Annotated in this window: 27 protein-coding genes; 8 read left to right on the top strand and 19 right to left on the bottom strand. The window is 59.8% G+C overall.

Annotated elements, in window-relative coordinates; genetic code table 11:
- Positions 1–19: 19 nt before the first annotated feature.
- Positions 20–655, bottom strand: a complete 636-nt coding sequence (locus ACORLH_RS02350) for a cation transporter (protein WP_321831002.1) — start codon at positions 653–655, stop codon at positions 20–22.
- A gap of 73 nt (positions 656–728) precedes the next feature.
- On the opposite strand from ACORLH_RS02350, the gene ACORLH_RS02345 reads away from it, so the two are divergent.
- Complete coding sequence (locus tag ACORLH_RS02345) at positions 729–1,145, top strand: MerR family transcriptional regulator (RefSeq protein ID WP_058243400.1); 417 nt, start codon at positions 729–731, stop codon at positions 1,143–1,145.
- Between the two features lie 77 nt (positions 1,146–1,222).
- Here ACORLH_RS02345 and ACORLH_RS02340 read toward each other — a convergent pair whose 3' ends face one another.
- Positions 1,223–1,459 (bottom strand): DUF1150 family protein, encoded by a 237-nt coding sequence (locus tag ACORLH_RS02340; protein ID WP_321831001.1) that lies wholly within the window; start codon positions 1,457–1,459, stop codon positions 1,223–1,225.
- Positions 1,460–1,463: 4 nt separating this feature from the next.
- Entirely contained in the window at positions 1,464–1,877 is a 414-nt protein-coding gene (locus ACORLH_RS02335) for an Hsp20 family protein (protein WP_058243402.1), read from the bottom strand.
- Positions 1,878–2,074: 197 nt separating this feature from the next.
- On the opposite strand from ACORLH_RS02335, the gene ACORLH_RS02330 reads away from it, so the two are divergent.
- From ACORLH_RS02330 to ACORLH_RS02320, 3 genes are read left to right on the top strand one after another with little or no spacing between them, the layout of a single operon-like run.
- Positions 2,075–2,299, top strand: a complete 225-nt coding sequence (locus ACORLH_RS02330; protein WP_058243403.1) for a YdcH family protein — start codon at positions 2,075–2,077, stop codon at positions 2,297–2,299.
- Positions 2,300–2,346: 47 nt separating this feature from the next.
- Complete coding sequence (purE, locus tag ACORLH_RS02325) at positions 2,347–2,835, top strand: 5-(carboxyamino)imidazole ribonucleotide mutase (RefSeq protein ID WP_058243404.1); 489 nt, start codon at positions 2,347–2,349, stop codon at positions 2,833–2,835.
- Positions 2,828–3,907: a 5-(carboxyamino)imidazole ribonucleotide synthase gene (locus ACORLH_RS02320; RefSeq protein WP_321832759.1), complete on the top strand. Its 1,080-nt coding sequence runs from the start codon at positions 2,828–2,830 to the stop codon at positions 3,905–3,907. Before purE ends, ACORLH_RS02320 begins: the two co-directional genes overlap by 8 nt.
- Positions 3,908–4,006: 99 nt before the next feature.
- Here ACORLH_RS02320 and ACORLH_RS02315 read toward each other — a convergent pair whose 3' ends face one another.
- The 3 genes from ACORLH_RS02315 to ACORLH_RS02305 form a co-directional block, all read right to left on the bottom strand.
- Positions 4,007–5,128 carry an alpha-D-ribose 1-methylphosphonate 5-triphosphate diphosphatase gene (locus ACORLH_RS02315; protein WP_321831000.1) on the bottom strand — a complete coding sequence of 374 codons (1,122 nt, stop codon included), beginning with the start codon at positions 5,126–5,128 and terminating at the stop codon, positions 4,007–4,009.
- Positions 5,129–5,185: 57 nt separating this feature from the next.
- Entirely contained in the window at positions 5,186–5,917 is a 732-nt protein-coding gene (locus ACORLH_RS02310) for an alpha/beta hydrolase (RefSeq protein ID WP_321830999.1), read from the bottom strand.
- A gap of 99 nt (positions 5,918–6,016) precedes the next feature.
- A complete protein-coding gene (locus ACORLH_RS02305) occupies positions 6,017–6,835 on the bottom strand; it encodes a DUF6473 family protein (protein WP_321830998.1) in 819 nt (272 codons plus the stop codon).
- 177 nt (positions 6,836–7,012) lie between these two features.
- Between ACORLH_RS02305 and ACORLH_RS02300 the strand changes: the two genes are divergently transcribed.
- Positions 7,013–7,888 carry a 3-hydroxybutyryl-CoA dehydrogenase gene (locus ACORLH_RS02300; protein ID WP_321830997.1) on the top strand — a complete coding sequence of 292 codons (876 nt, stop codon included), beginning with the start codon at positions 7,013–7,015 and terminating at the stop codon, positions 7,886–7,888.
- Positions 7,889–8,019: 131 nt separating this feature from the next.
- Here ACORLH_RS02300 and ACORLH_RS02295 read toward each other — a convergent pair whose 3' ends face one another.
- The 7 genes from ACORLH_RS02295 to ACORLH_RS02265 form a co-directional block, all read right to left on the bottom strand.
- A complete protein-coding gene (locus tag ACORLH_RS02295; protein WP_321832758.1) occupies positions 8,020–8,871 on the bottom strand; it encodes a lysophospholipid acyltransferase family protein in 852 nt (283 codons plus the stop codon).
- 69 nt (positions 8,872–8,940) lie between these two features.
- The gene (locus ACORLH_RS02290; protein ID WP_321830996.1) at positions 8,941–9,219 is read right to left on the bottom strand and encodes an HPr family phosphocarrier protein; all 279 of its coding nucleotides are present in this window, start codon (positions 9,217–9,219) and stop codon (positions 8,941–8,943) included.
- A 3-nt stretch (positions 9,220–9,222) separates the two neighbouring features.
- Positions 9,223–9,618: a PTS sugar transporter subunit IIA gene (locus ACORLH_RS02285; RefSeq protein WP_058243412.1), complete on the bottom strand. Its 396-nt coding sequence runs from the start codon at positions 9,616–9,618 to the stop codon at positions 9,223–9,225.
- Between the two features lie 10 nt (positions 9,619–9,628).
- Positions 9,629–10,531 (bottom strand): RNase adapter RapZ, encoded by a 903-nt coding sequence (gene rapZ, locus ACORLH_RS02280; protein WP_321830995.1) that lies wholly within the window; start codon positions 10,529–10,531, stop codon positions 9,629–9,631.
- A gap of 3 nt (positions 10,532–10,534) precedes the next feature.
- Entirely contained in the window at positions 10,535–10,972 is a 438-nt protein-coding gene (locus ACORLH_RS02275) for an HPr kinase/phosphatase C-terminal domain-containing protein (RefSeq protein WP_321830994.1), read from the bottom strand.
- 7 nt (positions 10,973–10,979) lie between these two features.
- Positions 10,980–12,689 carry a sensor histidine kinase gene (locus ACORLH_RS02270; RefSeq protein ID WP_321830993.1) on the bottom strand — a complete coding sequence of 570 codons (1,710 nt, stop codon included), beginning with the start codon at positions 12,687–12,689 and terminating at the stop codon, positions 10,980–10,982.
- Positions 12,689–13,390, bottom strand: coding sequence for a response regulator transcription factor (locus ACORLH_RS02265; protein ID WP_058243416.1), 702 nt, complete (start codon positions 13,388–13,390; stop codon positions 12,689–12,691). The genes ACORLH_RS02270 and ACORLH_RS02265 overlap by 1 nt, the downstream gene beginning before the upstream one ends.
- A gap of 380 nt (positions 13,391–13,770) precedes the next feature.
- On the opposite strand from ACORLH_RS02265, the gene ACORLH_RS02260 reads away from it, so the two are divergent.
- Positions 13,771–15,369 (top strand): phosphoenolpyruvate carboxykinase, encoded by a 1,599-nt coding sequence (locus ACORLH_RS02260; RefSeq protein ID WP_321830991.1) that lies wholly within the window; start codon positions 13,771–13,773, stop codon positions 15,367–15,369.
- 81 nt (positions 15,370–15,450) lie between these two features.
- Here ACORLH_RS02260 and ACORLH_RS02255 read toward each other — a convergent pair whose 3' ends face one another.
- Positions 15,451–16,158, bottom strand: coding sequence for a hypothetical protein (locus tag ACORLH_RS02255; RefSeq protein WP_321830990.1), 708 nt, complete (start codon positions 16,156–16,158; stop codon positions 15,451–15,453).
- Positions 16,159–16,223: 65 nt separating this feature from the next.
- Positions 16,224–17,099: a LysR family transcriptional regulator gene (locus ACORLH_RS02250; RefSeq protein WP_321830989.1), complete on the bottom strand. Its 876-nt coding sequence runs from the start codon at positions 17,097–17,099 to the stop codon at positions 16,224–16,226.
- A 234-nt stretch (positions 17,100–17,333) separates the two neighbouring features.
- On the opposite strand from ACORLH_RS02250, the gene ACORLH_RS02245 reads away from it, so the two are divergent.
- Positions 17,334–17,708, top strand: coding sequence for a helix-turn-helix transcriptional regulator (locus ACORLH_RS02245; RefSeq protein WP_321830988.1), 375 nt, complete (start codon positions 17,334–17,336; stop codon positions 17,706–17,708).
- On the opposite strand, the gene ACORLH_RS02240 is transcribed toward ACORLH_RS02245, so the two are convergent.
- Positions 17,705–18,475, bottom strand: a complete 771-nt coding sequence (locus ACORLH_RS02240; RefSeq protein WP_321830987.1) for a sulfite exporter TauE/SafE family protein — start codon at positions 18,473–18,475, stop codon at positions 17,705–17,707. The genes ACORLH_RS02245 and ACORLH_RS02240 overlap by 4 nt on opposite strands.
- A gap of 180 nt (positions 18,476–18,655) precedes the next feature.
- On the opposite strand from ACORLH_RS02240, the gene ACORLH_RS02235 reads away from it, so the two are divergent.
- Positions 18,656–20,344 carry an acyl-CoA dehydrogenase family protein gene (locus tag ACORLH_RS02235; RefSeq protein WP_321830986.1) on the top strand — a complete coding sequence of 563 codons (1,689 nt, stop codon included), beginning with the start codon at positions 18,656–18,658 and terminating at the stop codon, positions 20,342–20,344.
- An 88-nt stretch (positions 20,345–20,432) separates the two neighbouring features.
- On the opposite strand, the gene ACORLH_RS02230 is transcribed toward ACORLH_RS02235, so the two are convergent.
- From ACORLH_RS02230 to ACORLH_RS02220, 3 genes are all read right to left on the bottom strand, one after another.
- Positions 20,433–21,407 (bottom strand): SLAC1 anion channel family protein, encoded by a 975-nt coding sequence (locus ACORLH_RS02230; RefSeq protein WP_321830985.1) that lies wholly within the window; start codon positions 21,405–21,407, stop codon positions 20,433–20,435.
- A gap of 201 nt (positions 21,408–21,608) precedes the next feature.
- Complete coding sequence (locus ACORLH_RS02225) at positions 21,609–22,931, bottom strand: TRAP transporter large permease (RefSeq protein WP_058243424.1); 1,323 nt, start codon at positions 22,929–22,931, stop codon at positions 21,609–21,611.
- Positions 22,928–23,512 carry a TRAP transporter small permease gene (locus ACORLH_RS02220; RefSeq protein WP_058243425.1) on the bottom strand — a complete coding sequence of 195 codons (585 nt, stop codon included), beginning with the start codon at positions 23,510–23,512 and terminating at the stop codon, positions 22,928–22,930. The genes ACORLH_RS02225 and ACORLH_RS02220 overlap by 4 nt, the downstream gene beginning before the upstream one ends.
- Between the last annotated feature and the right edge of the window lie 74 nt (positions 23,513–23,586).

Below are 23,586 nucleotides of genomic sequence, written 5' to 3'. Positions count from 1 at the left end.
ACGAAAGCGGGGCTTTTCTTTAGGCGTGGGATTGCGCGTGATCTACTACCGCGCGCCGTTCCGCCAGGGCCTGCTTGATGATCTGGAAGGCCGAGGAGAGGAACAGCGTGGCCATGATGCCCGCCACGATCACATCCGGCCAACCGGTGCCCGAGCCCCAGACCCCCAAGGCTGCAAACATCACCGCCACATTGCCGATGGCGTCATTGCGCGAACACAGCCAGACCGACCGCACATTGGCATCACCGTCTTTGTATTTCACCAGAAGGGCCACCGAAATCAGGTTGGTTGCCAAAGCCATAAAGCCGACAACGCCCATGATCTCAGCCTCGGGCACGCCAAGGTACATCACCCGGTAGATGGTCGAGCCAAAGACCCAGACGCCCATCAGCAGCAGGCTGATACCCTTGCCCATTGCCGCCAGGGTCCGCACCTTGATTGAGGCACCGATCACCGCCAACGACACGCCGTAGGTCAGCGCATCGCTGAAGAAATCCAGCGCATCGGCCTGCAGCGCCTGCGACTTGGCCATATGGCCTGCCGTCATCTCCACCGCGAACATGATGGCGTTCAGCGCAATCACCAGCCAGAGCCGGCGTTTGTAATCCTTCGACACCCCGTCGAATTGCGCATTTTGCCCACAGCAACCTGCCATGATTCTCTCCTTGATTTCGTCTCTAGCCTATCTGTAATTTCTCTAGCAGCTAGAGGTTCAAGAGGTTTCTCACATGTTTTCCATCGGCGCGTTGTCCCGTGAAACCGGGGTCAAAGTTCCCACCATCCGCTACTATGAACAGATGGGGCTGATCGATGCCCCGGCCCGCACCGAAGGCAACCAGCGCCGCTATGGCCATAGTGAGTTGGAGCGGCTGGGCTTCATCAAACACGCCCGCGATCTGGGGTTTTCAATCGAAGCGATCCAGTCCCTGATTGAACTGCAGGATCACCCGGATCGCTCTTGTGCCGAGGCCAATGCCATTGCGGCCGAGCAGCTGGTGGATGTCCGCGCCAAGATCGAGCGATTGAAACGGCTGGAGGGGGAACTGGCCCGCATTTCTGAGGGCTGTTCAGGCGATGGCACCTCGGCCAAATGTTATGTTCTGGCCTCCCTGGCCAGCCACGATCACTGCAGCAGTGAACATTAACCACCGCCATAGATAAGCGCATGAAAAAGGGGCGCCCAAGCGCCCCTGCATGTTCTTTGAAATTGGTGAAACCGGCCTTAGTGCAGCGTCACCGGATCCAGATCGTTTTCACGCGCCAGGAAATAGGCCGTATCCCGGTCCCCGGTCAGCGCCAGCTGTTCACCATCCGGGCGCGCCACCTCATAGAGCACCTCACGGCCGCCGGCCTGATCGCGCACCTCTTGTGGCAGATCCTTCACCCGTACCGGGCGGACATAGACGATCTGCTTTTTCGCAGTCAGGTCGAACCCCTGCATCGCAACTTTCGTATCCATATGTTTACCCTTTCTTGATGTTAATCGTTTGCACCACAGTCTCGGGCTGGATGCGCGACAGATCTACGTGTAGCAGCCCGTTTTCCATCACAGCCTCGCCCACTTCGACGCCATCGGCCAGCACAAAGGAGCGCTGGAACTGGCGTGCCGCGATGCCACGGTGCAGGAACACCCGGCCTTCGCTGTCGTCGGACTGGCGGCCCCGGATGACCAATTGCTGGTCCTCAACGGTGATCGCCAGATCATCCTCACCAAACCCCGCGACCGCCAGCGTGATGCGGTACGAATTCTGCGAAGTCTGTTCGATGTTAAACGGCGGATAGCCTTCGTTGCCGGATTTGGCATTGCGTTCCAGAAGGCGTTCCAGCTGGTCAAACCCCAGCAGGTAGGGATGCGATCCCAGGGTAAGCTTTGTCATCGACACGTCCTTACGATCAAGCGACTGTGCAATCAGCCCGGCCTGCACGACGGCAGGTGACGTAACTGACTGAATCAGGCCCCATTTCGGCGGCCCTCATTGAAATATGGGCACCCGTTGGCCCGTGCGCAAGGTCTTTGCGGCGGCGGCTGATTGAAGTATCCTGTTGCAGTAGCCAGCGAAACGGAATCACGGCCATGAATATTACCGCCGACATCTCGATGAAAACCGATGACGTGCTGCGCGTGGAACTTGAGGTGTTTCGCGAAGAACACCGCGATCTGGATGCCGCCATCAAGGCCCTGATTGAGGTTGGAACGGCCGATCAGCTGACCATTCAGCGTCTGAAAAAGAAAAAGCTGCGGCTAAAAGACATTATCGCGATTATCGAGGATCGTTTGACCCCGGATATCATTGCGTAATCCGCAAGGCTGGCTATAGTGCGCGCTCCTTCATCTGGGGACGCTAAATGACACAGATCCAAGTCGGCATCATCATGGGCAGCCAATCTGACTGGCCCACGATGAAAGAAGCCGCTGATATTCTCGACGAACTCAACATTCCATATGAGGCCAAGATCGTCTCGGCCCATCGTACGCCGGATCGGCTGTGGGATTACGGCAAGACCGCGGTGGACCGCGGGCTGCATGTGATCATCGCAGGCGCAGGCGGCGCGGCGCATCTGCCGGGCATGATGGCCAGTAAGACCCGCGTGCCGGTGATCGGTGTGCCGGTCCAGACCAAGGCGCTTTCGGGGGTTGATAGCCTCTATTCGATCCTGCAGATGCCGCGCGGCTTTCCGGTTGCCACCATGGCCATCGGGGCAGCGGGTGCGAAAAACGCCGGCCTGATGGCGGCGGGGATTCTTGCCAACAACGACGCTGAGATTGCGGCCCGGCTGGATGCCTGGCGTGATGCGCTTTCAGCCTCCATCCCGGATGAACCTGTCGATGAGTGAGATGCTGAAAACCGGCGCCGTGATCGGCATTCTGGGCGGTGGTCAGCTGGGGCGGATGCTGTCAGTGGCAGCCTCCCGTCTGGGGCTGCGCACCCATATTTTTGAACCCAGTGCCAACCCGCCCGCGGCGGATGTGGCGCATCAGCTGACCACGGCCAGCTATGAAGATCACGATGCCCTGCGCGCCTTTGCCGCCACTGTGGATGTGATCACCTATGAGTTTGAAAACATCCCAACCTCGGCCCTGGATGTGCTGGAAAGCCTGCGCCCGATCCGGCCAGGCCGCGAAGCCCTGCGGGTCAGCCAGGACCGCCTGACGGAAAAGACCTATCTGGCAGAACTGGGCCTGAAAACCGCGCCCTTTGCAAACGTGGAAAACGCCGAGGACATGGAAAAGGCCGTTGCCGAAATCGGTGCGCCCTCGATCCTGAAAACCCGGCGGTTTGGCTATGACGGTAAGGGCCAGTCGCGCCTGAAATCGGCGGAGGATGCCACCCAGGCGCTGGCCGATATGGCGGGCGCCCCTGCGGTTTTGGAAGGCTTCGTAAACTTCAGCCATGAGGTTTCAGTCATCGGCACCCGCAGCGCGGATGGTCAGGTGGCCTGTTTCGATCCCGGTGAAAACGTCCACCGCGACGGCATCCTGCACACCACCACCGTGCCGGCCCGTCTAAGCGCTGGCCAGCGGATGGATGCGGTTTTGATGACCGCCAATATCCTGAACGCGCTGGATTATGTCGGCACCATGGGGGTGGAGCTGTTTGTGACGCCTGAAGGGCTGATCGTGAATGAAATCGCACCGCGCGTTCACAATTCGGGCCATTGGACGCAGAATGGCTGCGCCGTGGATCAGTTCGAACAGCACATCCGTGCCGTTGCTGGCTGGCCGCTGGGTGATGGCAAACGTCACAGCGATGTGGTGATGGAAAACCTGATCGGCGACGATATGGAGCGGGTTGGGGACATCGCGCTGGAAACCAACGCCGCGCTGCATCTTTATGGCAAGGCCGACGCCAAACCGGGCCGTAAGATGGGCCATGTGAACCGCGTACAAGTTGCGGCTAAAGGATAACGCTGTTGTAAAATAAGGGCTGCGCCTACCTGGGTGGGCGCGAATGCGCCTGACAAGGGGGCAGGCAGGCGCAGCCCGACCTATCAGCCGAGCGAAACATCAACGCATGAAACACTCAGCCACCGCACCGCTGAGGTAGGTGATCCGCCCGCCCGCAAGGGTCGCGCCGATCCGGCCAGCCGCATCCAAAATCACCAGATCCGCACGTTTTCCGGGGGTCAGCTCACCGCGATCCTGCAGCCCCAGCAGCGCCGCGGGGCCAGAGGACACCAGCGCCCAAGCACGTTGCAGCCCGACCTCCTCCGCCAAGATCAAAGCGGCCTGTCGCGGTGCCGGGTAGTGGTAATCCGACGCCAAAGCATCGCCAAGGCCGTCCGCGATCAGGTCCGCGGCGCTGACATTGCCGGAATGGCTGCCGCCTCGCACCACATTGGGGGCGCCCAGAACGATCCCGCCCTCAGCCGCCTCAGCCGCCACGCGGGTTTCAGGAAACTCACTGACAGAAACACCACGGGTCTGCCATGTGGCGCGACCTTCCGCCGTTGCATCGTCATGGCTGCCCAGAATCACCCCGCGCGCCGACAGACGCTTTGCCAGATCTGCCACTGCGTCCTCTGCCTGCGGCATGGCAGCATGCAGCCCCTGCATCAGCTGCAGATGCGCCTCAGGGCTGCGGCCGCCCTTCAGGGCCTGACCGGTCAGCCGAGGTGGTTTCTTACCTCTTTCCAGTGCCTTATGCGGCAGGTGATCGTTGAAGACGACATAGGGCACCGCGTATTCGGCCACCGTCGCCTCAAAGGCGGCGTAGTCTTCCAGCATGGCATATTCGAACCGCAGCTGGACCTGCAGATCGGTGCCTGTGCCTTGATAACCTTTGAGGGCGTTCAGAAACCGCAGGGCAAAATCGCGGCCGCGCATCCCGCCCTCCCAGGACCAGAATTGCGCCAGAACCGCGGTGGTGATGCCATTGGCCGCCAGCTCTGCCTCGGCGCTGGCCAGACCTTGGCCCAGATCCTTCATCGCGCCACGGCGGGGGGCCAGATGACGTTCAAACCCGTCGCCATGCATGTCGACGATACCCGGCAAGACCCGCATGCCCGAAAGATCAATGACGCGGCCCACCTGCCCTTCGACGATCTGCCCGTCAGACAGGCTTAGCACGCTGGTGCTTAGCCCGTCGGGGCGCAAGACCTCAGCACCGGTGAATGTCAGTTGCAGCATCGCGGCCTTCCCTCTTGCGCTTGAGCAACGGCCCGAGGCACGCAAGGCACGCCACCGTCAGTCCGCCTCTTCCAGACGCTCCACCGCATCTGCCCAGGTCATCTCATGTTTGAAGGCCCCGTTTTCGATGAAATTCAGGGTCTGTGCAATAACCAAGGGATTGTTCATCATGAAGGTGTGGGTCACCGGCAAAACGATGTGATCCGCCATGCCCTCCACCCGGGTGGATTCGACCGAAACCTTGCCGTCATCCTCACCCTCAATCATCGCTGAAAACAGCGGGTTCAGCGACTGGTTGCCGGCAATCACCCCCAGTTCAAAATTGATCGGCGGCAGATGCGCCGGCAGACCGCGATCATCGGTGCGCAGCTGTTGGCCGGCGGGACCGTTGAACCACTCAAACGGCTCAAGATCGCCCAAGACATCAACAACCTCAGACCCTTTGTTTGGCGGTGACAGCATCACCACCCGGCCAAGGTCAGGCTGCGGATTGCCGCTGAGCCAGACGCGCAGCAGGATGCCGCCCATGGAATGGGTGACAACATGGGTGGTCTGGCCGTCACAGGCCGCCATCGCCTTGGGCAGGGTGTTCAGCGCCAGGTTGGCAATGGTTTCTTCGGTCGAAGGATAACCCGGGCGTTCCACATCATAGCCGTGATAGCGGAAGACCTGTTCCATGATCAGGAACGAGGCATCGGTTCGCGCCAGCCCGTGCAGCAGCACAACGCAATCGGCCCTGAGGGGCAGGCTGCTGAGCAGCAGGAGAAGGGAGGCGATGAACCATTTCATGAGGCAAAGATAGTGCGGTGCGACCGGCGAAAGAAGCCCCGGGCGAGTTGCCCCTACGTGAACGGCCAAAAGGCGCCTGTGGTCGGGACCTTAGGGGCGTCACGCCCCATCGTCATCCGTCGCCAGCAGCGGCGGCACCCAGTGGCACAGCGCTTCGGCGATGCGGGTGTGGTAGGCGGCGGAAATCGCGGCCGCTGGACCTGCCCCGCCGGAGGGACGCAGGATCATCTGCGACGCCCCGCCCCGTTCGGGCCGCACCCGCAGCAGCGGCACCTGGCCCAGACCAAGTTCGCGCAGCCGCCGCCGTGACAGCCCGGCGTTTGCCATGCCCATGCCAGCGTCCAGGCCGTGATCAATCCACAGAAACACGATTGGTTTCTGGAAGAGCCGCTGCATTGCCCGGAGGTGAGCAGCCCATTCCACCTGCAACCCATATTGCAGCCGGCGGTGGGCATAGCCATCCACCCGTTGCAGCACATCCAGCATATGGCCCACAAAGGAAAACTGCGAAAAATCCACCTGCGGAAACAGGTCATGCAAAGGCGCAAAGCCCTGCAGGAACCGATCGTTACGCCGGGGGTGGACCTGGAAAAACCCGTTGGAGCGATGCTGCGGCCCCATCAACTGTATCACGTTCAGCGCCGCCTGCCGCGACCGCGCCACCACAGCCGGATCATGTGCCAGCGCCTCCCAACCAGCATTGGCGGCGCCAAGGTTCAGGCAAGGCACACCACTGCGCCGCTCAAACCGCTGCACGAAGGGGCGCGCGACACAGCGTCCGAAGGTTTCAGATCCGCCGACAAACAGCACATAGGGCCGTGCCGGCAGCTGCAGCGGACCGCGGAAGCGTAGCTTGCTGGCAGCACTGCCACGCTCCCCCTCCGGCCGTGGCGGGAAGGCATCTTTGATCAGAACCATGGGACCCCCAGACTGTTTCACCCGGGACAGAATGCGCCCTGATTCCTTGCCAAAGGGCTAATCGCACCGTGGAACCACGGTTTACGGTTAATTTAACCATATTGCCCGGTGGCTCGGCCCTTGCGGCTCCTCCGGGAACAAGCCTATGGTTCGGCCAGATTTATAAAGGGATGGATCATGGAGATTCAGAAAATTGGGGTGATCGGGGCCGGCCAGATGGGCAATGGCATCGCCCATGTGATGGCAGTGGCAGGCTATGACGTTCTGCTGAACGACATCGACCAAGACGCGCTGGACAAAGCCGTGGCGCTGATCGCGCGCAACCTGGACCGCCAGGTCACCAAGGAAAAGATCACGGCCGCCGACAAAGACGCCGCCATGGCGCGGATCAAGACCACGTTGCAGCTGTCCGATCTGGGCCAGACCGATCTGGTGATCGAGGCGGCAACGGAACGCGAAACCGTGAAACAGGCGATCTTTGATCAGCTGACCCCGCATCTGCAGCCGCATACGATCCTGACCTCAAACACCTCGTCGATCTCAATCACCCGTCTGGCCAGCCGCACCGACCGGCCGGAGAAGTTCATGGGCTTCCACTTCATGAACCCGGTGCCCTTGATGAAACTGGTTGAGCTGATCCGCGGCATCGCCACGGATGAGGAAACCTACAAGGCCTGTCTGGCCATTGTGGAGCGTCTGGGCAAAACAGCCGCCAGCGCCGAGGATTTCCCGGCCTTCATCGTGAACCGCATCCTGATCCCGATGATCAATGAAGCCTGCTATACGCTCTACGAAGGGGTTGGCAATGTCGCCTCGATCGACAGCGCGATGAAACTGGGTGCCAACCATCCGATGGGCCCGCTGGAGCTGGCTGACTTCATTGGTCTGGACACCTGTCTGGCGATCATGAACGTGTTGCATGACGGTCTGGCGGACACCAAATATCGTCCCTGCCCGCTGCTGGTGAAATACGTCGAAGCTGGCTGGCTGGGCCGCAAAGCAGGCCGCGGCTTCTACGACTACCGCGGCGACAGCCCCGTTCCGACCCGCTGATTTTGATCCCCCAACACGGGTCCACCAAACAACAAACGCCACGAGGTCCGCATGGTCTTCGTGGCGTTTTCATTTCACGCGGCGCTTATGGATCGTGGCCCTTGGGCAGATCAGCCTTTCAGGGCCCCAGATCAGCCTTTCAGAGCCAAGGTGTGGTCCCGCAGCCAGGCGATAAACCCACGCGGGTCGGACTTCAGGCGCTCCATCTGTTCATCGCTCAGCGGCTCACCAACAACGGGGCGCTGCGGATGATTACAGCTGTGCACGATCTCATGCAGCAGCAGACCCTGGCGTAAGGTTGGCGACAGACGGTTGGCGATCTGATACCAGCGCGAGTTCTGACCGGGGAATTTGATCGGCACCACTTTGGCACCCGACCGGCGGATCATCTGCGCGGTGAAGACGTTCCATTCACGTTCCTCAACCGGACCAAACATCGTGTCGGAAGAGGCGACAACCCCGGATGGGAAGACCGAAACCACGCCGCCTGCCTTCAGATGAGCCATAGCAGCAGCGCGCATCTCAACGCTTTTGCGCTGCGCATCTTCTTCATGCGGAAAGGGCACAGGGATCAGGAACGACGACGCAACCTCATCAATGCCGGTCAGCAAGGCGCGGGTCAGGATGCGGTAGTCAGGACGGCGGCGGCCAATCAGATCGGCCAGGATCATCCCATCAACCAGCCCATGCGGGTGGTTGGCCACGATCACAACAGGGCCGGTTTCGGGAATGCGGTTGATCTGCTCCTGCGGGGTGTCCAGCGGGATGCCCATGACATCCAGCGCACCGCGCCAGAAGGCCTGCCCCTCAGGCGCGCCCTGCTTCTCGAACTTGCGGATCATGCGCAGGATTGACCACTTGCCGGTCAGCCACTCGATGGTTTTGATCGCCAGCACCTGGGCACGGCTGTCAAAGGAGTTGGCATAGGTGAGCGAACGGCGGTCGTAGGTCGTGGGGCTTTCGGCCGGCGCGGCCTGCTCCATCCCGCGGTTCTGAGAGCTGTCCACCAACGCTGCGCCTCTTACGTCTTTCCGGCACGCGCCACGGCGTGCTTACATATCCTCACCAAAGCGATCCGCCACAAGGGCTTCGATCGCATCCGCCAGCGCCTCTGCATCAGCACCGGAGGTCTGAACCTCAATAGTGGTTCCCTTGGACGCTGCCAACATTAAAAGCCCCATTATGCTGTCGCCTGAGGCGGACATGCCATCTTTGGAAACCTCTGCCGAGGCGTCAAATCCTTCAACAACCTCAACCAATTTGGCGGAGGCGCGGGCGTGAAGCCCTTTGACGTTGATAATCTCAAGCTGTCGCAAAGTCGTCTGGCTCATGTCTTAGTGGTCTTTTTTAACGATCTGGCTGTCAATATATTTTCGACCAGCCTCGGTCGCGGTGCGCACCGCATCCGCCACAGAGAGGTGGCGGGTCTTGGCCAGTTTGATCAACATTGGAAGGTTTGCACCATACATGATGCGACGGTTTTCAGGCTGGCAGGCCATCAGCGACAGGTTTGAGGGCGAACCGCCAAACATATCGGTCACCACCACGACGCCCTGGCCCTGATCCACCTCATCCGCAGCTTTGCAGATCTCGCCCTGTTTGGTCTGGCGATCATGTTCCGCTTCGATGGAGATGGCCTTGATCCCGGGCTGATGCCCTACGACATGTTCAATGGCCGCCAGATACTCTCTGGCCAATCCACCATGCGCGACGATGACGATACCGATCACGCTTGCTTCCTTATCTTTGATCCGCAGCCTTGGCGGAGCGTTTAGGCTGATCTGCCCGTTCTAGCTCGCGGTGTCTAGTTGACACCTGCCAGCCACGCTCTGCAAGGGCTTGCGACATCTTTTCTGCAATTGCAACTGACCGGTGCTGACCACCCGTACAGCCGAACCCTAGCGCGAAGTGCGCTTTTCCTTCCTCTAGATATGCGGGCAGCAACAGCTCCGCCATCTCAAGGGTCTTGTCAAAGAACGGCTGAAACCGTTCGTCTTCAGCCACATAGGCGGCAACTTCGGCGCTGGTGCCGTTGAAACTGCGCAGCGCTGGCTCCCAGTAGGGATTGCGCAGGAACCGGCAGTCCAGCACCATATCCACACCGCGGGGCAGGCCCCGCTTGTAGCTGAAGCTGTTCACCGAAACCGCCAGCCGCGCTCCGCTTTCCGGGGTGATCAGGCGATCCACCTCGGCGCGCAGGTCATGCGGCGTCATCTCAGAGGTGTCGATCAGAATATCGGCGCGGGCGCGGATCGGAATCAGCAGGTCCAACTCACGTTGCACGCCCTGATCGGGGCTTTCGGCCGGGGCCAGCGGGTGACGCCGCCGGGTTTCGGAAAACCGGCGCAGCAGCACATCCGCACGACAATCGATATAGAGCAGTTCGGGCGTGATGCCCTGCATGCTCTGCAGCCGGTCCAACGTCTGGATCAGCGCATTGGCCGAGAAATCGCGGTTGCGCACATCCAGACCCAGCACCAGATCATGGCTGATCGGCGGGCCGTCCAAAAGGCGCGGCAGCAGGCTCAGCGGCAGGTTATCGATGGCCTCAAAGCCCAGATCCTCCATCGCACGGATCGCAGTGGACCGTCCGGCGCCCGAAGGCCCGGTCAACAGAATGATCCTTTGATGTGCGTCCGACATGGGTCAGGCCCACCTTCCTGCTTTCAGAAACTGTAGAATCGCCGCCGCAAAATGCTGCGCTTGCACATTGTGCAACAGTGGTACGGAAAGGCCCAGCACAGAAATCTGACGCAGGGGCGGCAGACGCTGATCCTCAACCGTATCAAGCTGGATATAGGCAGCCACCTGCACCGGGCCAACGGCATCGGCGTTCAAGATTCCGAGATGACGCGCCTCAATCCGGCCCCGGATTGCTGCGGGCGCATCCACCATCAGCTGCTGATCCTGCCGCCAGAGGCAGCAACGGTCATCCGCCACCAGCCCGGCCCCCAGCGCCATCAGCTGCAGGGCCAGGGCAGATTTTCCGCTGCCCGAGGCCCCCGCAATCAAAACGCCGCGGCCCCCAAGGGCCACGGCGCTGGCATGTTCTATATGGCAGTCCTGATCTGCGGGGCGGAACACTGTTGCCTCAGATCGGCAGGCCAACAACGAAACGCGCGCCCAGCGGTTCCGAGGTGGGATCCGCATCGGTCGGGCGAATGTTCTCGGCCCAGATCACGCCACCATGGGCCTCAACGATCTGTTTCGAAATCGCCAGACCAAGGCCCGAGTTGTTGCCAAACTGGTTTTCAGGCCGTTCCGAATAGAACCGTTTGAACACTTTGGTCAGCGCCTGTTCGGGGATGCCCGGGCCGGTATCTTCGACCACGATCAGCACCCGGTTTTCACGCCGCCGCGCCCAAACGCGGATCGCGTCGCCTTCTTCGCAGAAAGAAATCGCGTTGGTGATCAGGTTGACAAAGACCTGCGCCAGCCGTGCCTCCAGCCCCATCATCTGCACCGGTTCGCCAGGCAGATCAGTGATGAAATCAACGCCGTTTTCGCCCGCCTGCTGGCCCAGATATTCGCTGAGGTTGCCCATCATCTTCATCAGATCGAAGGCTTCCTGCTCTTCCTTGACCAGTTCGCTGTCCAGACGCGAGGCGTTGGAAATGTCGCTGACCAGACGGTCCAGACGGCGCACATCGTGATCGATCACATCAAGCAGCTTCTCGCGATGTTCCTCTTTCTTGACCATCCGCAGGCTGCCAACCGCAGACCGCAGTGAGGCGAGCGGGTTCTTGATCTCATGCGCCACATCAGCTGCAAACTGTTCGTTGTTGTCGATGCGGTCATAAAGCGCTGACACCATCCCGCGCAGCGCGCCAGACAGGCGGCCGATCTCATCCGGGCGGGCAGTCAGGTCAGGGATCCGAATGCGGCCACCGGCCTTTTGTTTGTCATCCCGGGCGCGGCCAAGTTCAGCGGCAGCGGCCAGATCCGATAGCGGGTTGGCAATGGTCGAGGCCAGAACAAGGCTCAGGCCGATCGACATCAAGGTGGCGATCAGGAACATCTGCAGCACGCGCTCCAGCTCCTCACGCTGTTGCTGATCAATCTCACCCGCCGCACTGGACAGCGCCACGACACCCAAGACACGGCCATCATGCTGCACCGGGGTGGCCACGGTGAAAATCGTGCCACCGTCAGCGGACATACCACTTTCAACCTTGGTGACACCGGCCATGGCCTGCTGTGACAGCTGCGCGGCGCGCTCTTCCACGCTGGGCAGTTGTGCTGCACTATCAGGCTGGAACGGTGCGGCCACTTTCGACCAGATCCAGGACAGGCTGTCGACAATCACGGTCGAGCCTGCTTCGGGCATTTCGGCCTGTAACGGCAGCCCCTGCCCCTGTGCCGAGGCAATGGATTGTGCTTCGGAATCGAAAACGTAGAGGGATATCCCCTGCCGCAGATCCAGCCCTTCCAGCGTGCGGCTAACATCGGGCACACCGCCCAGCTGCAGCGGCTCGGCTGCCTCTGGCAGCTGCGCCTCCACCACGTCTGCAATCAACTCCGCCTGGGAGACCAGCGCATTGCTGCGCTCAACCGCCAAACTGTCCTGTGAGGTCGACAGCATCAGCACCCCGACCACCAGGAAGTTCAGGGCGATCAGGTTGAAGAAGATGATCTTGCGGGTCAGCGGCGACCGGTTCAGTGACAACAGCCCACGGCGGTTGCGGCGGGCCTGCATCTCTTTTTCCACCAGGGCCTCAGGCGCGACGAAGTCATCGCCCAGAACAACATCCCCATCCTGACGCGGCCGCTGCGGCATGTTTATGCGCTCTGCCAGTGCCATCAGTCTTCGTTGTACCGGTAGCCGATACCGTAAAGTGTTTCGATGGCGGCAAAATCATTGTCGACCGAACGCATCTTCTTCCGCAGGCGTTTGATGTGGCTGTCGATGGTGCGGTCATCCACGTAGACCTGATCGTCATAGGCCACATCCATCAGCTGATCGCGCGATTTCACAAAACCGGGACGCTGGGCCAGGGCCTGCAGCAACAGAAACTCAGTCACGGTCAGGGTGACGTCCTGGCCTTTCCAGCTGACCGAATGGCGCAGCGGGTCCATCCGCAGCTCACCACGTTCCATCACTTTGGTTTCTTCGGTTTCGGCAACCACATTGCCGCTGACCGCATCCTGACGACGCAGCAGCGCGCGGATCCGTTCGACCAGAAGACGCTGCGAAAACGGCTTTTTCACATAGTCATCAGCGCCCATACGCAGGCCCAGAACCTCATCGATTTCATCATCTTTGGAGGTCAGGAAAATGACGGGCATGCTGGTTTTCTGCCGCAGACGCTGCAGCAGATCCATGCCGTCCATACGGGGCATTTTGATATCCAGAACGGCCATATCGGGGAGCTTCTTGTTGAAAGCATCCAGCGCCGACTGGCCATCGTTATACGTTTCCACCTCAAACCCCTCAGCCTCAAGGGTCATGGCGACGGATGTCAGGATATTCCTGTCATCATCCACAAGGGCGATCTTTGACATAGGAGAATTCCTCTACTGCTCTTTTTGCCTGTTTTTTGCCTTATTATGCCCAAGTTTCACTGGGGCAATCAATCGAAATTCGCGAATCAGCCACGCCAGAGATTCGATTTGAGCGTGATTTCCTGTAGGAATGGCTAATTTGCCTCACATTGGCGGATTATGACTGCGCCTATCGGAAACTTTGTGCACGCTATATCCCACTGATTGCGCTAACCCTCCAATGGTTGCGCTAACTGCGCGAAAGCGTCCTGTTCCTTCACATAATCGACATGTTATGAGCCAGTTATTGGACCCAACGTCTGATCTGGCGTGAAAGTGGAGTTTCGCGCCCGGTGGCAAAAATTCCGCGCCCCATCGCGCGGATACAGGAGCTAGGCAACATGACATTTGGACGGGTAAACCCGCAATTCCGGCTTGAAGATCAAGGGATCAAAGGGCTGGGCGATGTCTATTATAACCTAATGGAACCCGCTCTGATCGAAGCGGCTCTTAAGAACAACGAAGGCACCCTTGGACAGGGTGGTGCCTTTCTGGTGACAACCGGCAAATTCACCGGTCGTTCCCCCAAAGACAAACATGTCGTGAAAACCGCCGATGTTGCAGACAAGATCTGGTGGGAAAACAACAAAGCGATGTCGCCCGAAGGGTTTGATGCGCTTTATGCCGACATGCTGGAGCACATGAAAGGCAAGGACTATTACGTACAGGATCTGGTGGGGGGGGCTGACCCGACCCATTCGATCAACGTGCGTATGGTGACCGAGCTGGCCTGGCACAACCTGTTCATCCGCCACCTGCTGCGCCGTCCTGAACGTGAGGCCCTGGACGGGTTTGTTTCTGACTTCACCGTCATCAACTGCCCCAGCTTCAACGCCGACCCCGAGCGTCACAACTGCCGTTCGGAAACTGTGATCGCGATGAACTTCGAAAAGAAGCTGATCCTGATCGGCGGCACCCAATATGCCGGTGAGAACAAGAAATCGGTTTTCACCCTGCTGAACTACCTGCTGCCGGAAAAAGGCATCATGCCGATGCACTGCTCGGCCAACCACGCCATTGGCAACCCGGTCGACACCGCTATCTTCTTTGGCCTGTCGGGCACCGGCAAAACCACCCTGTCGGCAGATCCGTCGCGCACCCTGATCGGTGATGACGAACATGGCTGGTCCGATCGTGGCACCTTCAACTTCGAAGGTGGCTGCTACGCCAAGACCATCGGTCTGAACCCCGAAGCGGAGCCTGAGATCTACGCCACCACGTCAAAGTTTGGCACCGTGATCGAAAACATGGTCTATGACCAAGACACCTTCAAACTGGACTTTGACGATGCCAGCCTGACGCAGAACATGCGTTGCGCCTACCCGCTGGAATACATCTCGAACTCCTCCGAGAGTGCTCTGGGGGGCCATCCGAAAAACGTGATCCTGCTGACCTGTGATGCCTATGGTGTGCTGCCGCCGATTGCGCGTCTGACACCGGCGCAGGCGATGTACCACTTCCTGTCGGGCTTCACCTCGAAGACGCCGGGCACCGAACGTGGTGTTGTTGAGCCAGAGCCGACCTTCTCCACCTGTTTTGGTGCGCCCTTCATGCCGCGCCGCCCGGAAGAGTACGGCAACCTGCTGCGTGAAAAGATCGCCAAGCACGGTGCAACCTGCTGGCTGGTCAACACCGGCTGGACCGGCGGTGCCTTCGGCACCGGTTCGCGGATGCCGATCAAGGCAACCCGTGGCCTGCTGACCGCCGCCCTCGAAGGCTCGCTGAACGAAGCAGAGTTCCGCAAGGATGCCAACTTTGGCTTTGATGTGCCGGTTTCGGTGCCTGGTGTTGACACCGCGCTGCTGGACCCGCGTCAGACCTGGACAGATCAGGCAGCCTATGATGCGCAGGCGGCCAAACTGGTCGGCATGTTCGCCGACAATTTTGAGCAGTACCTGCCGCACATCGATGAGGATGTGAAAGCCGCCGCAATCGGTTAACTTTCACAGCCCTAACGCGAAACATCTGACAACGCCCCGGCCCCTCTCCGGGGCGTTGTCTATTCAGCTACTCAAGCGGAATTAAGCCGTCACCCGTTCGTCCAGCGGCACATGCATCACATGGCGCAGGTCATTCAGCGCCATCCAGACCATGTTGCAATCCAGCGGCTGATTGCGCCCCGCCACCTTCCAGCTGAGGCAATAGGGGTCGGTGTGCATATAACCCTCGCGTTCGGCCAACCCACGCCGCGCCACAGGGCGCAGAATAAAGCCAAACACATGGTCCGGCTGCCAGTGCAACATGGCCGTCAGAAAGGCAAAACGGGCCAGAACATCGATCAATCCACGGCCCCGATAAGCCGAATCATCGGCCAGCCACATCTCACCGTGATAAACGGCGCGGCCTGAAATCTGCGCCGCCCCGGGCCCCGGGCGGAACCAGGATCCGGCCATATCAACCTCCATGCCACCGGGGGGAAACTCGGCAAAACGGGCACTGAGATAACGCGCCAGGGTCTGATCACAGAGGTCCAGCAGCCGCATGGCTTGGGTATGCACAACCGCCCCCTTGGCATTGCGCCCAACGACCCAAATCCCTCGAGACTTTGGCAAAAATGTCTTTACGGGATCAAACGGTGGGCCAAGCGGCTGTTCGCCCCGGTGCTTTTCGACGATCCGGGCGTAATCCTCAAAGTCATCCCCAACGGACAAATCCAATTGATGCGACGTGAGAGTATTGATCGTCTGAGTGAGATAGCGGGCGCCATCAAAGACATCATGAATTGTCATAGTGTTCTCCTGTGTTTCACACAGGAAATGATGGCCAATCAAACGCGAATTGTCTCTGAGCAGCCTCAACCGAGGCGAATGTCGTCCATGATCAGATCTTCGGGCATACGTTCAATCATGCTTGTCGGGACGCCCTGAATTTCCAGCGCATGGCTGCGCACAACCAGCGAGGCGAGGGCAAAACTGTTGTCAGGGTAGCGACAGCCCAGCAGCAGGCGTTTGAAGCTGATCGCCTCACTCGCACCGTCTTCGCCGCGATCCATACGGGTGTGAATGTGGTCGTAGCGCAGGCTGCCTGTCCCGCGAATTTCCTCAAAGGGCTGATGCAACTGTGATGCGTGTGTCGCCCCGCCCGGCAGGCGTGGCACTTCGCGGCCAACGGCACTGTATTCCCAGCGGCGCCCGTACCATGTGGCATAAGAACTGTCGCTGCCCACCGCAGAGCAGACCCAGCCCACAGAGGCGCGGCGAAACACCATCAAATAGGATCGGATTGGGTCCAGTGCCTCAGAGGTGATGTCCCCCTCAGCCTCCGCCCAGCATTGCACCCCTTGCCGCAACAGCGCGGACTTATCCCGCCAGAGCTTGTCCAGCGAATGCTGCTGCAGATAGAAGTACCAGCCGTCCTCATCATCCTTGGCGATGTGGTGCAACCCGCCGACATGACCGGTTTCATTGTTTAGCCAGGCCAGCCCGCGTTCCTGCAAATCCTGCGCTTCCTGCAGGGCATGGCGGCCCGCTTCGGTCAGGTGATATTGCCGGTCATCGACGATGAAAAGACGTTCCCCCTTGATCTCCTCAAGGGTGTTGATATGACGGCGCACAGTCTGCCGTGTTGAGCCCAAATGGTCCACCGCGCGGGAGAGATTCAGGGTCGCCGCAAGGGTTGTAAACGAGCGCAACATTTCAAACAGCAATGGGTGATTCTTAAGCTCAGCCATGGCCTTCCTTTCAGGTTGCGAGGGGGTGCCAGAACACCCGGTTATCGTTAACAACCGCTAAAGTTGCGGAGACAAAACCCGGCAAACGCCTTAATTTACAGCAATCACAGTACCGGTAAATAAATCATACATCAATGGGTGATCTCGTTAACCCCATGAAGAATTTCTAATCAATTGATTGAAACCGTGCATCCGAAATACTTCTTACGGTAGTCTCATTAACGGGAGAATTGCATGTCACACCCAGTTGATATCCATGTGGGTAAGAAACTAAAGAACCTGCGCGTTCTGCGCGGTCTCACTCAGACCGACGTCGCAAAAGGTTTGAACATCTCGTTCCAGCAGGTCCAGAAATATGAGTTGGGACGCAACCGTATTTCGGCCAGCAAACTGTTCGAAATCGCCAACATCCTGAACGTGCCGCCGGCATACTTCTTCGAAGGTCTGGATCAGACCGCCGATGACTCCACCCCTGTCATCGATGAAGAAACCGCCCGTATCGCCGCCGTGTTCAGCAAGATCCAGGACGATCGCCTGAAGGCCCAGATCCGGTCTTTTATTGACGCCGTGGCTGGTTACGTGCCTGCCGAAAACAACAACGGCGCCTAACCGATCAAAGCGCGGCGCATCAGGTTGAGCGCCGCGACCAGCAGAACGATCAGCGTTGCCTTTTTGAATGCGGCCTGATCGATCCGCTCATGCAGTTGGAAACCAATCCAGGTTCCCAAAAGCGCTGGCACCAGCAGGGATGCGGAAAAGACCACCGTGTCCTTTGTCACCACTCCGGAACTGATGTGTGCCATGAACAGCGCCAGCGCCCCCAGGCCGTAGATCACGCCCTGGATGCGCAGCTGCTCTCCCTTAGGGGTCTCCAGCGCGGTGAGATACATCACCGTCGGAGGCCCCCATACCCCCGAGAGCCCGCCGATAAACCCGGCCACCAGACCAATCGCCACTTCGATCAATCCGCGCCCCTTTTCGGGCAGGCGCAGCTGTACGCCCAGCAGCTGGATCACCGCAAACACGGTGACCGGCGCACCGATCATCAGCAACATGGTTTCGGGATCAAGGTAACGGACCAGTTGGGCGCTGCTGATGATGGCAAGGCCGCCCACAATCATGAACCAGCGGAACCGCTTCATCGAGTCCCAGGCCGCCTGTCGCCCCTGCCGCAGGGCCTGCCAGCCGTTGGTTGCCAGGGTGGGCAACATCAGACCAGCCAGCGCCAATTCAGGCGAAATGACCGAGCTGAGGCCGGAAATCAGGATCATCGGCATCGCGAATCCCACCATGCCTTTGATCACCCCGGCACCCAGTGCGACGATGAAGGCGAACAAATATAACTCGGGGCTCAGCAGCGAAAAAAGCGTGTCCATGTGGCCTCTTACCACGATGGCGGCGAAAGCGGCACAAGAAACGTAAGGGTAATTTATGAACTAGAATTAGTACGTATGGGTATTTTTGTTGCGCTGCAGATGCAAAGTGGATATGCACAGTGCAGCATTTTGACAGCCAGCGCCGATGTCGTAATGGTGTAGCATAAGAGGAACGTAATCATGGCCCATGACGGACAGGACGTGACAATGACCCAAGACGCCCTTATTCCTGATCTTCTGACCCTCACCGGTGCGGCTGTGGCCCCGGTTGAGGCGCTGCTGGAAACGGCCACCGCGCGGGTGCGTGAAACCGTTTCGCTGGAGGGCCGCGTGTCTGGTGGCCTGCTGGAAGAGAACCAAACCGCCGCCCATGGGCTGGCCTGGCTTGCGACCTATGCCTTTTCACTGAAGCAGATGCAGGCCTGGGCCGAGAAACTGTCGGCCGAGGGAAAATTCGGCAAGATGGAACAGCTGATGCACCAGATCGCCTTTGGTGAATACCTCTGGCAGATCTACGGCGGCATCCCGATGAGCCAGAATGAAATCATCCGTCTGCAGGATCTGGGCCTGACCCAGGATGAGATGCGCGGGCTGATGCAGCCGGCGGTGATGACCCTGTGTGACAGCGGCAACAGCCAGACCGCACGCGCTGCGCTGGTTGAGCTGATGCAGGACAACGCAGGCTTCGCCACCTTTGGCGCCACCGGTCTGGACGAAGAGCTGGAAATGATCCGCGATCAATTCCGCCGCTACGCAGACGAACGTGTGGTGCCCAATGCCCATGAATGGCATCTGAAAGATGAGCTGATCCCGATGGAGGTCATCGAGGAACTGGCTGAGATGGGCGTCTTTGGCCTGACCATCCCCGAGGAATACGGCGGGCTGGGCCTGTCCAAAGCGTCGATGGTGGTAGTCTCCGAGGAACTGTCACGTGGTTACATCGGCGTGGGCTCCCTTGGCACCCGGTCTGAGATTGCGGCGGAACTGATCCTGGCCGGCGGCACCGACGCGCAGAAAGAACAGTGGCTGCCGAAACTGTCCAGCGGCGAAACCCTGCCCACCGCCGTCTTTACCGAACCCAACACCGGCTCGGACCTTGGGTCGCTGCGGACCCGCGCAGTGAAGGGCGACGATGGCGATTACACCGTGACCGGCAACAAAACATGGATCACCCATGCAGCCCGGACCCACGTCATGACCCTGCTGGCACGCACCGATCCTGACAGCAAAGACCATCGCGGCCTGTCGATGTTCCTAGCTGAGAAGACCCCGGGCGATGATGCCAACCCTTTCCCAACCGAGGGTATGACCGGCGGCGAGATTGAGGTGCTGGGCTACCGTGGCATGAAGGAATACGAACTGGGCTTTGATGGCTTCAAGGTGAAGGGTGAAAACCTACTGGGCGGCGTCGAGGGTCAGGGTTTCAAACAGCTGATGAAAACCTTTGAAGCGGCCCGCATCCAGACCGCGGCACGCGCCATTGGTGTGGCTCAGAACGCGCTGGAGGTCGGCATGCAATATGCCAACGACCGCAAACAGTTCGGCAAGTCGCTGATCCACTTCCCGCGGGTGTCCGGCAAGCTGGCGATGATGGCGGTGGAGATCATGGTGGCGCGTCAGCTGACCTATTTCTCGGCCTGGGAAAAGGACCACGATCAGCGCTGCGATTTGGAGGCCGGCATGGCCAAGCTGCTGGGCGCCCGCGTGGCCTGGGCCTCGGCAGACAACGCGCTGCAGATCCACGGCGGCAACGGGTTTGCGCTGGAATATCAGATCAGCCGGATTCTGTGTGACGCCCGGATCCTCAACATCTTTGAGGGCGCTGCGGAAATTCAGGCACAGGTGATTGCACGCCGCCTGTTGGGCTGATTGCACAGCAGCCTACCTCAGATTTTTCCCCGACTGATGCGGCCCCTGCGGGGGCCGTCTTTTTTGGGTATTTTTGAAACAGTGAAACCTAGTCCGGCACGCAGATCTCACCCTGGCGGACCGCTTTCAGGGTGCGCAGCAGCAGACCGATGATGATCACGCTCAGCACCCCCAGCAGGATCGTTCCGATCCACAGATGGGCGGTGCTGTCGGTGTTGGCGGCGAAGGTGAAGCTGGCGATGGTCACCGCTGCAAACGGGAAGCTGAGCGCCCAGAAGCTGAGCGCAAAGGGCAGCCGCAGGATGCGGGGCAGCTGCAGCGCCACCAGCAGCGTGAAGAAATAGGCCGCGTTGATCAACAGACGTGCCAGCGCATCGACCTCACCATACAGGCGGACCCAGGCCAGAAAGGCCACCGCAGGCGGCGCGATCAGGATCACCAGCGTCGGCTGCAACCGGCCCGGCAGCGGGTCGTGAAAGATCAGCCGGTTCATCACCAGCGCCATCAGAACGCCCCAGAAGACAAGCCCCACCGACATGAAATACCAGCTGAGCTCAAAGTAGCCCAAGGGCACGCCCGCGATCGGCACAAAGACGTTGCCCACCGCCGGAATGAACCATGCGGGGCTGAGGTGTCCGGTCTGAAACGACCGGGCCGAGATCCAGCCCGACACCACCGCCAGCGTCAGCACCGCCTGCATCACCATGCCGATCAGCCACAGCGCCTCGGCCAGTTGGGCGTGACGACTAAGGCTGGCCACCCCGAGGAGCAGGAGTGAGATCGAGATCGCCGGGAAAAAGGCCATTTTCACCGGGTGGCGCCATTCAGCCAGCACCGCGTGCGGGTATTGCAGGCATTTCGCCGCATAGCCCATGAGCAGCAGGAAAAACAGGAAGCCGGTGATCCCGTAAAGCCCATGCGCCAGCCCCGGTCCAAACCCCAGGTTCTGCCCCGCCGATTGCACCGCAAGGGTCAGGCCGGACAGCCCCATGATGATGGCAAAGATGGTGATCGGGTAATATTCCAGCTTGCTGTGGGTCAGATCATCGGCACTGGTGGCCATTGGTACGTCCCTTTCTTGAGGTGTGACGCGCTAAGGCCGCACCACATTCCCTTAAATCCCTTCGCCGCATATTGGGCCACGCTTTCGGCACGCGGGCCTTGCGACAGATCAAGCCGTCGCCCGACTTGAACAGCTACAGCCGGCTAAGTCAAAGGGCCGGAGTTTCCCCCGGCCCTTTTTGATGTCACTGCAATCCTGCGCTTAGTGGAAGATCCGCAACAGGAACAGGGTGATGCCTGGAAAGGCCACGAGGATGACCACCCGCACGATGTCGGAGGCGACGAAATACATCACCGCTTTATAGGTTTCGACCATCGGGGTCAGGCGATCCATCGAGTTGATGACAAACAGGTTCATCCCCACTGGCGGCGTGATCAGCCCGACCTCAACCACGATCAGCACGATAATCCCGAACCAGATCGCGGTTTCCTCCATCGTCAGACCAAAATCCAAGGTCGAGATAATCGGGAAGAAGATCGGGATCGTCAGCAGGATCATCGACAGGCTGTCCATCAGGCAGCCAAAGACCAGATAAAGCGCCAGAATAATCGCCAGGATCGCCCAGGGGCTATAGCCCAGACCGACCACGTAGTTCGACAGTTCCTGCGGCACCTGTGTCAGCGCCAGAAAGCCGTTGTAGAACCCGGCGCCCAGCACGATGAAGAAGATCATCGCGGTGTTCTTGGCGGTGGCGGTGAAACTGCCGATGAGGCTGGATTTGGTCAGCCCGCCGTTCAGGAAGGCGATCAGACCGGTGCCAAAGGCCCCCACAGCAGCGCCTTCGGTCGGGGTGAAGACACCTGCGTAGATGCCGCCAACAACCGCAACGAAGACCAACAGGACCGGCCAGACATCGGCCAGCGCCCGTAGCCGTTCCCCCATCGGGATCGGTTCGCGCACACCAGCGCTGTCAGGGTGCATCCGCACATAGATCGAGATGGTGATCATATAGCCGATCGCCGCCAGAATGCCGGGGACGAAGGCCGCAAGGAACAGCTTGGCGATGTTCTGTTCGGTCAGGATCGCATAGATCACCAGAATGACAGAAGGCGGGATCAGAATGCCCAGCGTGCCCCCCGCCGCCAGCGTCGCGGTGGAGAAGCCGCCGGAATAGCCGTAGCGGCGCAGTTCCGGCAGGGCGACCTGGCTCATCGTGGCGGCAGTTGCCAGTGACGATCCGCAGATCGAGCCAAAGCCGGCACAGGCGCCAACAGCGGCCATGGCCACGCCACCTTTTCGATGGCCAAGGAAGGCCTCCGCCGCTTTGAACAGCGCTTGGCTCATGCCGCCGAGGGTGGCGAAATGGCCCATCAGGATGAACATCGGGACAATCGACAGCGAATAGCTGGAAAAGGTCGAGTAAGTCTCATTCTTCAGCTTCGCCATCGCCATATTGGGCGTGCCCGTGACGAAGTAGAGCCCGCCGAGGCCGACCAGAAACATCGACAGGCCGATCGGGATCCGCAGGAAGATCATCAGCAGAAGGACTGGGAAGGACGTCAGCCCGATTTCAAGGTTAGTCAATGCTCCGCCCCTTCCTGTGCGGCGATGATCTCGCGGTTGGTGAGAAATTCGCCCAAACGCACGACGGCAACATAGGCAGAGACAACAGCAGCCAGCAGGGCCGCGGCAAAGCTGGCGGCATAGGCCCACCAGATAGGGAATTGCAGCAGGAAGGTGGTTTCACCGTAAAGCATCTTGGACTGCATCCCGGCGTAAAGACGCCACGCGATCAGTGCCAGCACCAGTGCAAACAGCACTTCGCCAACCAGCGTGATGAAGCGGTTCACCCGCACCGGAAGTTTTGAGGTGAAGATGTCGACAGAGGCGTGGCCCCCGGTGATCTGGCACAGCGGCAGGAACGCAAAGATCGAGAAGGCAATCCCGGCTTCCACCAGTTCGAAGTCCCCAAGGATCGGGCCGACGCCCGTGTCCAGCAATGTCTTGGCAAAGCCACCCAGCACGGCTTCGGCCAGCCCGCTGTGCAGCATGGTGTTGAGCGTACGCCCCAGAACCGACACACAGGTGATCAGGATCAACGCGGTCAGCACCACGCCCCCCAGCATCGCCATCGCGCGCGCAAGTCCAGTCATGAACCGATGCATTGTTATCCCCTTTTCAGGCCTGAGTGTGACCCGCTAAGCAGTCCGAGGCAGCTGCGCGCCCCGTGTGTTGCAAG

The organism is Thalassovita sp. (assembly GCF_963691685.1).
In the GTDB taxonomy this organism is placed as follows: Bacteria; Pseudomonadota; Alphaproteobacteria; order Rhodobacterales; family Rhodobacteraceae; genus Thalassobius.
This window is presented reverse-complemented; position numbering and strand designations above follow the sequence as displayed.

Bases quoted from the DNA above. Each gene is read 5' to 3' on its own strand.
- ACORLH_RS02220 (WP_058243425.1), bottom strand. From the start codon at position 23,512: ATGCATCGGTTCATGACTGGACTTGCGCGCGCGATGGCGATGCTGGGG.
- ACORLH_RS02245 (WP_321830988.1), top strand. From the start codon at position 17,334: ATGTCACACCCAGTTGATATCCATGTGGGTAAGAAACTAAAGAACCTG.
- ACORLH_RS02305 (WP_321830998.1), bottom strand. From the start codon at position 6,835: ATGGTTCTGATCAAAGATGCCTTCCCGCCACGGCCGGAGGGGGAGCGT.
- ACORLH_RS02335 (WP_058243402.1), bottom strand. From the start codon at position 1,877: ATGACAAAGCTTACCCTGGGATCGCATCCCTACCTGCTGGGGTTTGAC.
- ACORLH_RS02295 (WP_321832758.1), bottom strand. From the start codon at position 8,871: ATGGAGCAGGCCGCGCCGGCCGAAAGCCCCACGACCTACGACCGCCGT.
- ACORLH_RS02265 (WP_058243416.1), bottom strand. From the start codon at position 13,390: ATGTCAAAGATCGCCCTTGTGGATGATGACAGGAATATCCTGACATCC.
- ACORLH_RS02310 (WP_321830999.1), bottom strand. From the start codon at position 5,917: ATGAAATGGTTCATCGCCTCCCTTCTCCTGCTGCTCAGCAGCCTGCCC.
- ACORLH_RS02250 (WP_321830989.1), bottom strand. From the start codon at position 17,099: ATGGCTGAGCTTAAGAATCACCCATTGCTGTTTGAAATGTTGCGCTCG.
- ACORLH_RS02315 (WP_321831000.1), bottom strand. From the start codon at position 5,128: ATGCTGCAACTGACATTCACCGGTGCTGAGGTCTTGCGCCCCGACGGG.
- ACORLH_RS02330 (WP_058243403.1), top strand. From the start codon at position 2,075: ATGAATATTACCGCCGACATCTCGATGAAAACCGATGACGTGCTGCGC.
- ACORLH_RS02270 (WP_321830993.1), bottom strand. From the start codon at position 12,689: ATGGCACTGGCAGAGCGCATAAACATGCCGCAGCGGCCGCGTCAGGAT.
- ACORLH_RS02320 (WP_321832759.1), top strand. From the start codon at position 2,828: ATGAGTGAGATGCTGAAAACCGGCGCCGTGATCGGCATTCTGGGCGGT.
- ACORLH_RS02300 (WP_321830997.1), top strand. From the start codon at position 7,013: ATGGAGATTCAGAAAATTGGGGTGATCGGGGCCGGCCAGATGGGCAAT.
- ACORLH_RS02255 (WP_321830990.1), bottom strand. From the start codon at position 16,158: ATGACAATTCATGATGTCTTTGATGGCGCCCGCTATCTCACTCAGACG.
- rapZ (WP_321830995.1), bottom strand. From the start codon at position 10,531: ATGTCGGACGCACATCAAAGGATCATTCTGTTGACCGGGCCTTCGGGC.
- ACORLH_RS02345 (WP_058243400.1), top strand. From the start codon at position 729: ATGTTTTCCATCGGCGCGTTGTCCCGTGAAACCGGGGTCAAAGTTCCC.
- ACORLH_RS02240 (WP_321830987.1), bottom strand. From the start codon at position 18,475: ATGGACACGCTTTTTTCGCTGCTGAGCCCCGAGTTATATTTGTTCGCC.
- ACORLH_RS02340 (WP_321831001.1), bottom strand. From the start codon at position 1,459: ATGGATACGAAAGTTGCGATGCAGGGGTTCGACCTGACTGCGAAAAAG.
- ACORLH_RS02260 (WP_321830991.1), top strand. From the start codon at position 13,771: ATGACATTTGGACGGGTAAACCCGCAATTCCGGCTTGAAGATCAAGGG.
- ACORLH_RS02290 (WP_321830996.1), bottom strand. From the start codon at position 9,219: ATGAGCCAGACGACTTTGCGACAGCTTGAGATTATCAACGTCAAAGGG.
- ACORLH_RS02230 (WP_321830985.1), bottom strand. From the start codon at position 21,407: ATGGCCACCAGTGCCGATGATCTGACCCACAGCAAGCTGGAATATTAC.
- ACORLH_RS02235 (WP_321830986.1), top strand. From the start codon at position 18,656: ATGGCCCATGACGGACAGGACGTGACAATGACCCAAGACGCCCTTATT.
- purE (WP_058243404.1), top strand. From the start codon at position 2,347: ATGACACAGATCCAAGTCGGCATCATCATGGGCAGCCAATCTGACTGG.
- ACORLH_RS02350 (WP_321831002.1), bottom strand. From the start codon at position 655: ATGGCAGGTTGCTGTGGGCAAAATGCGCAATTCGACGGGGTGTCGAAG.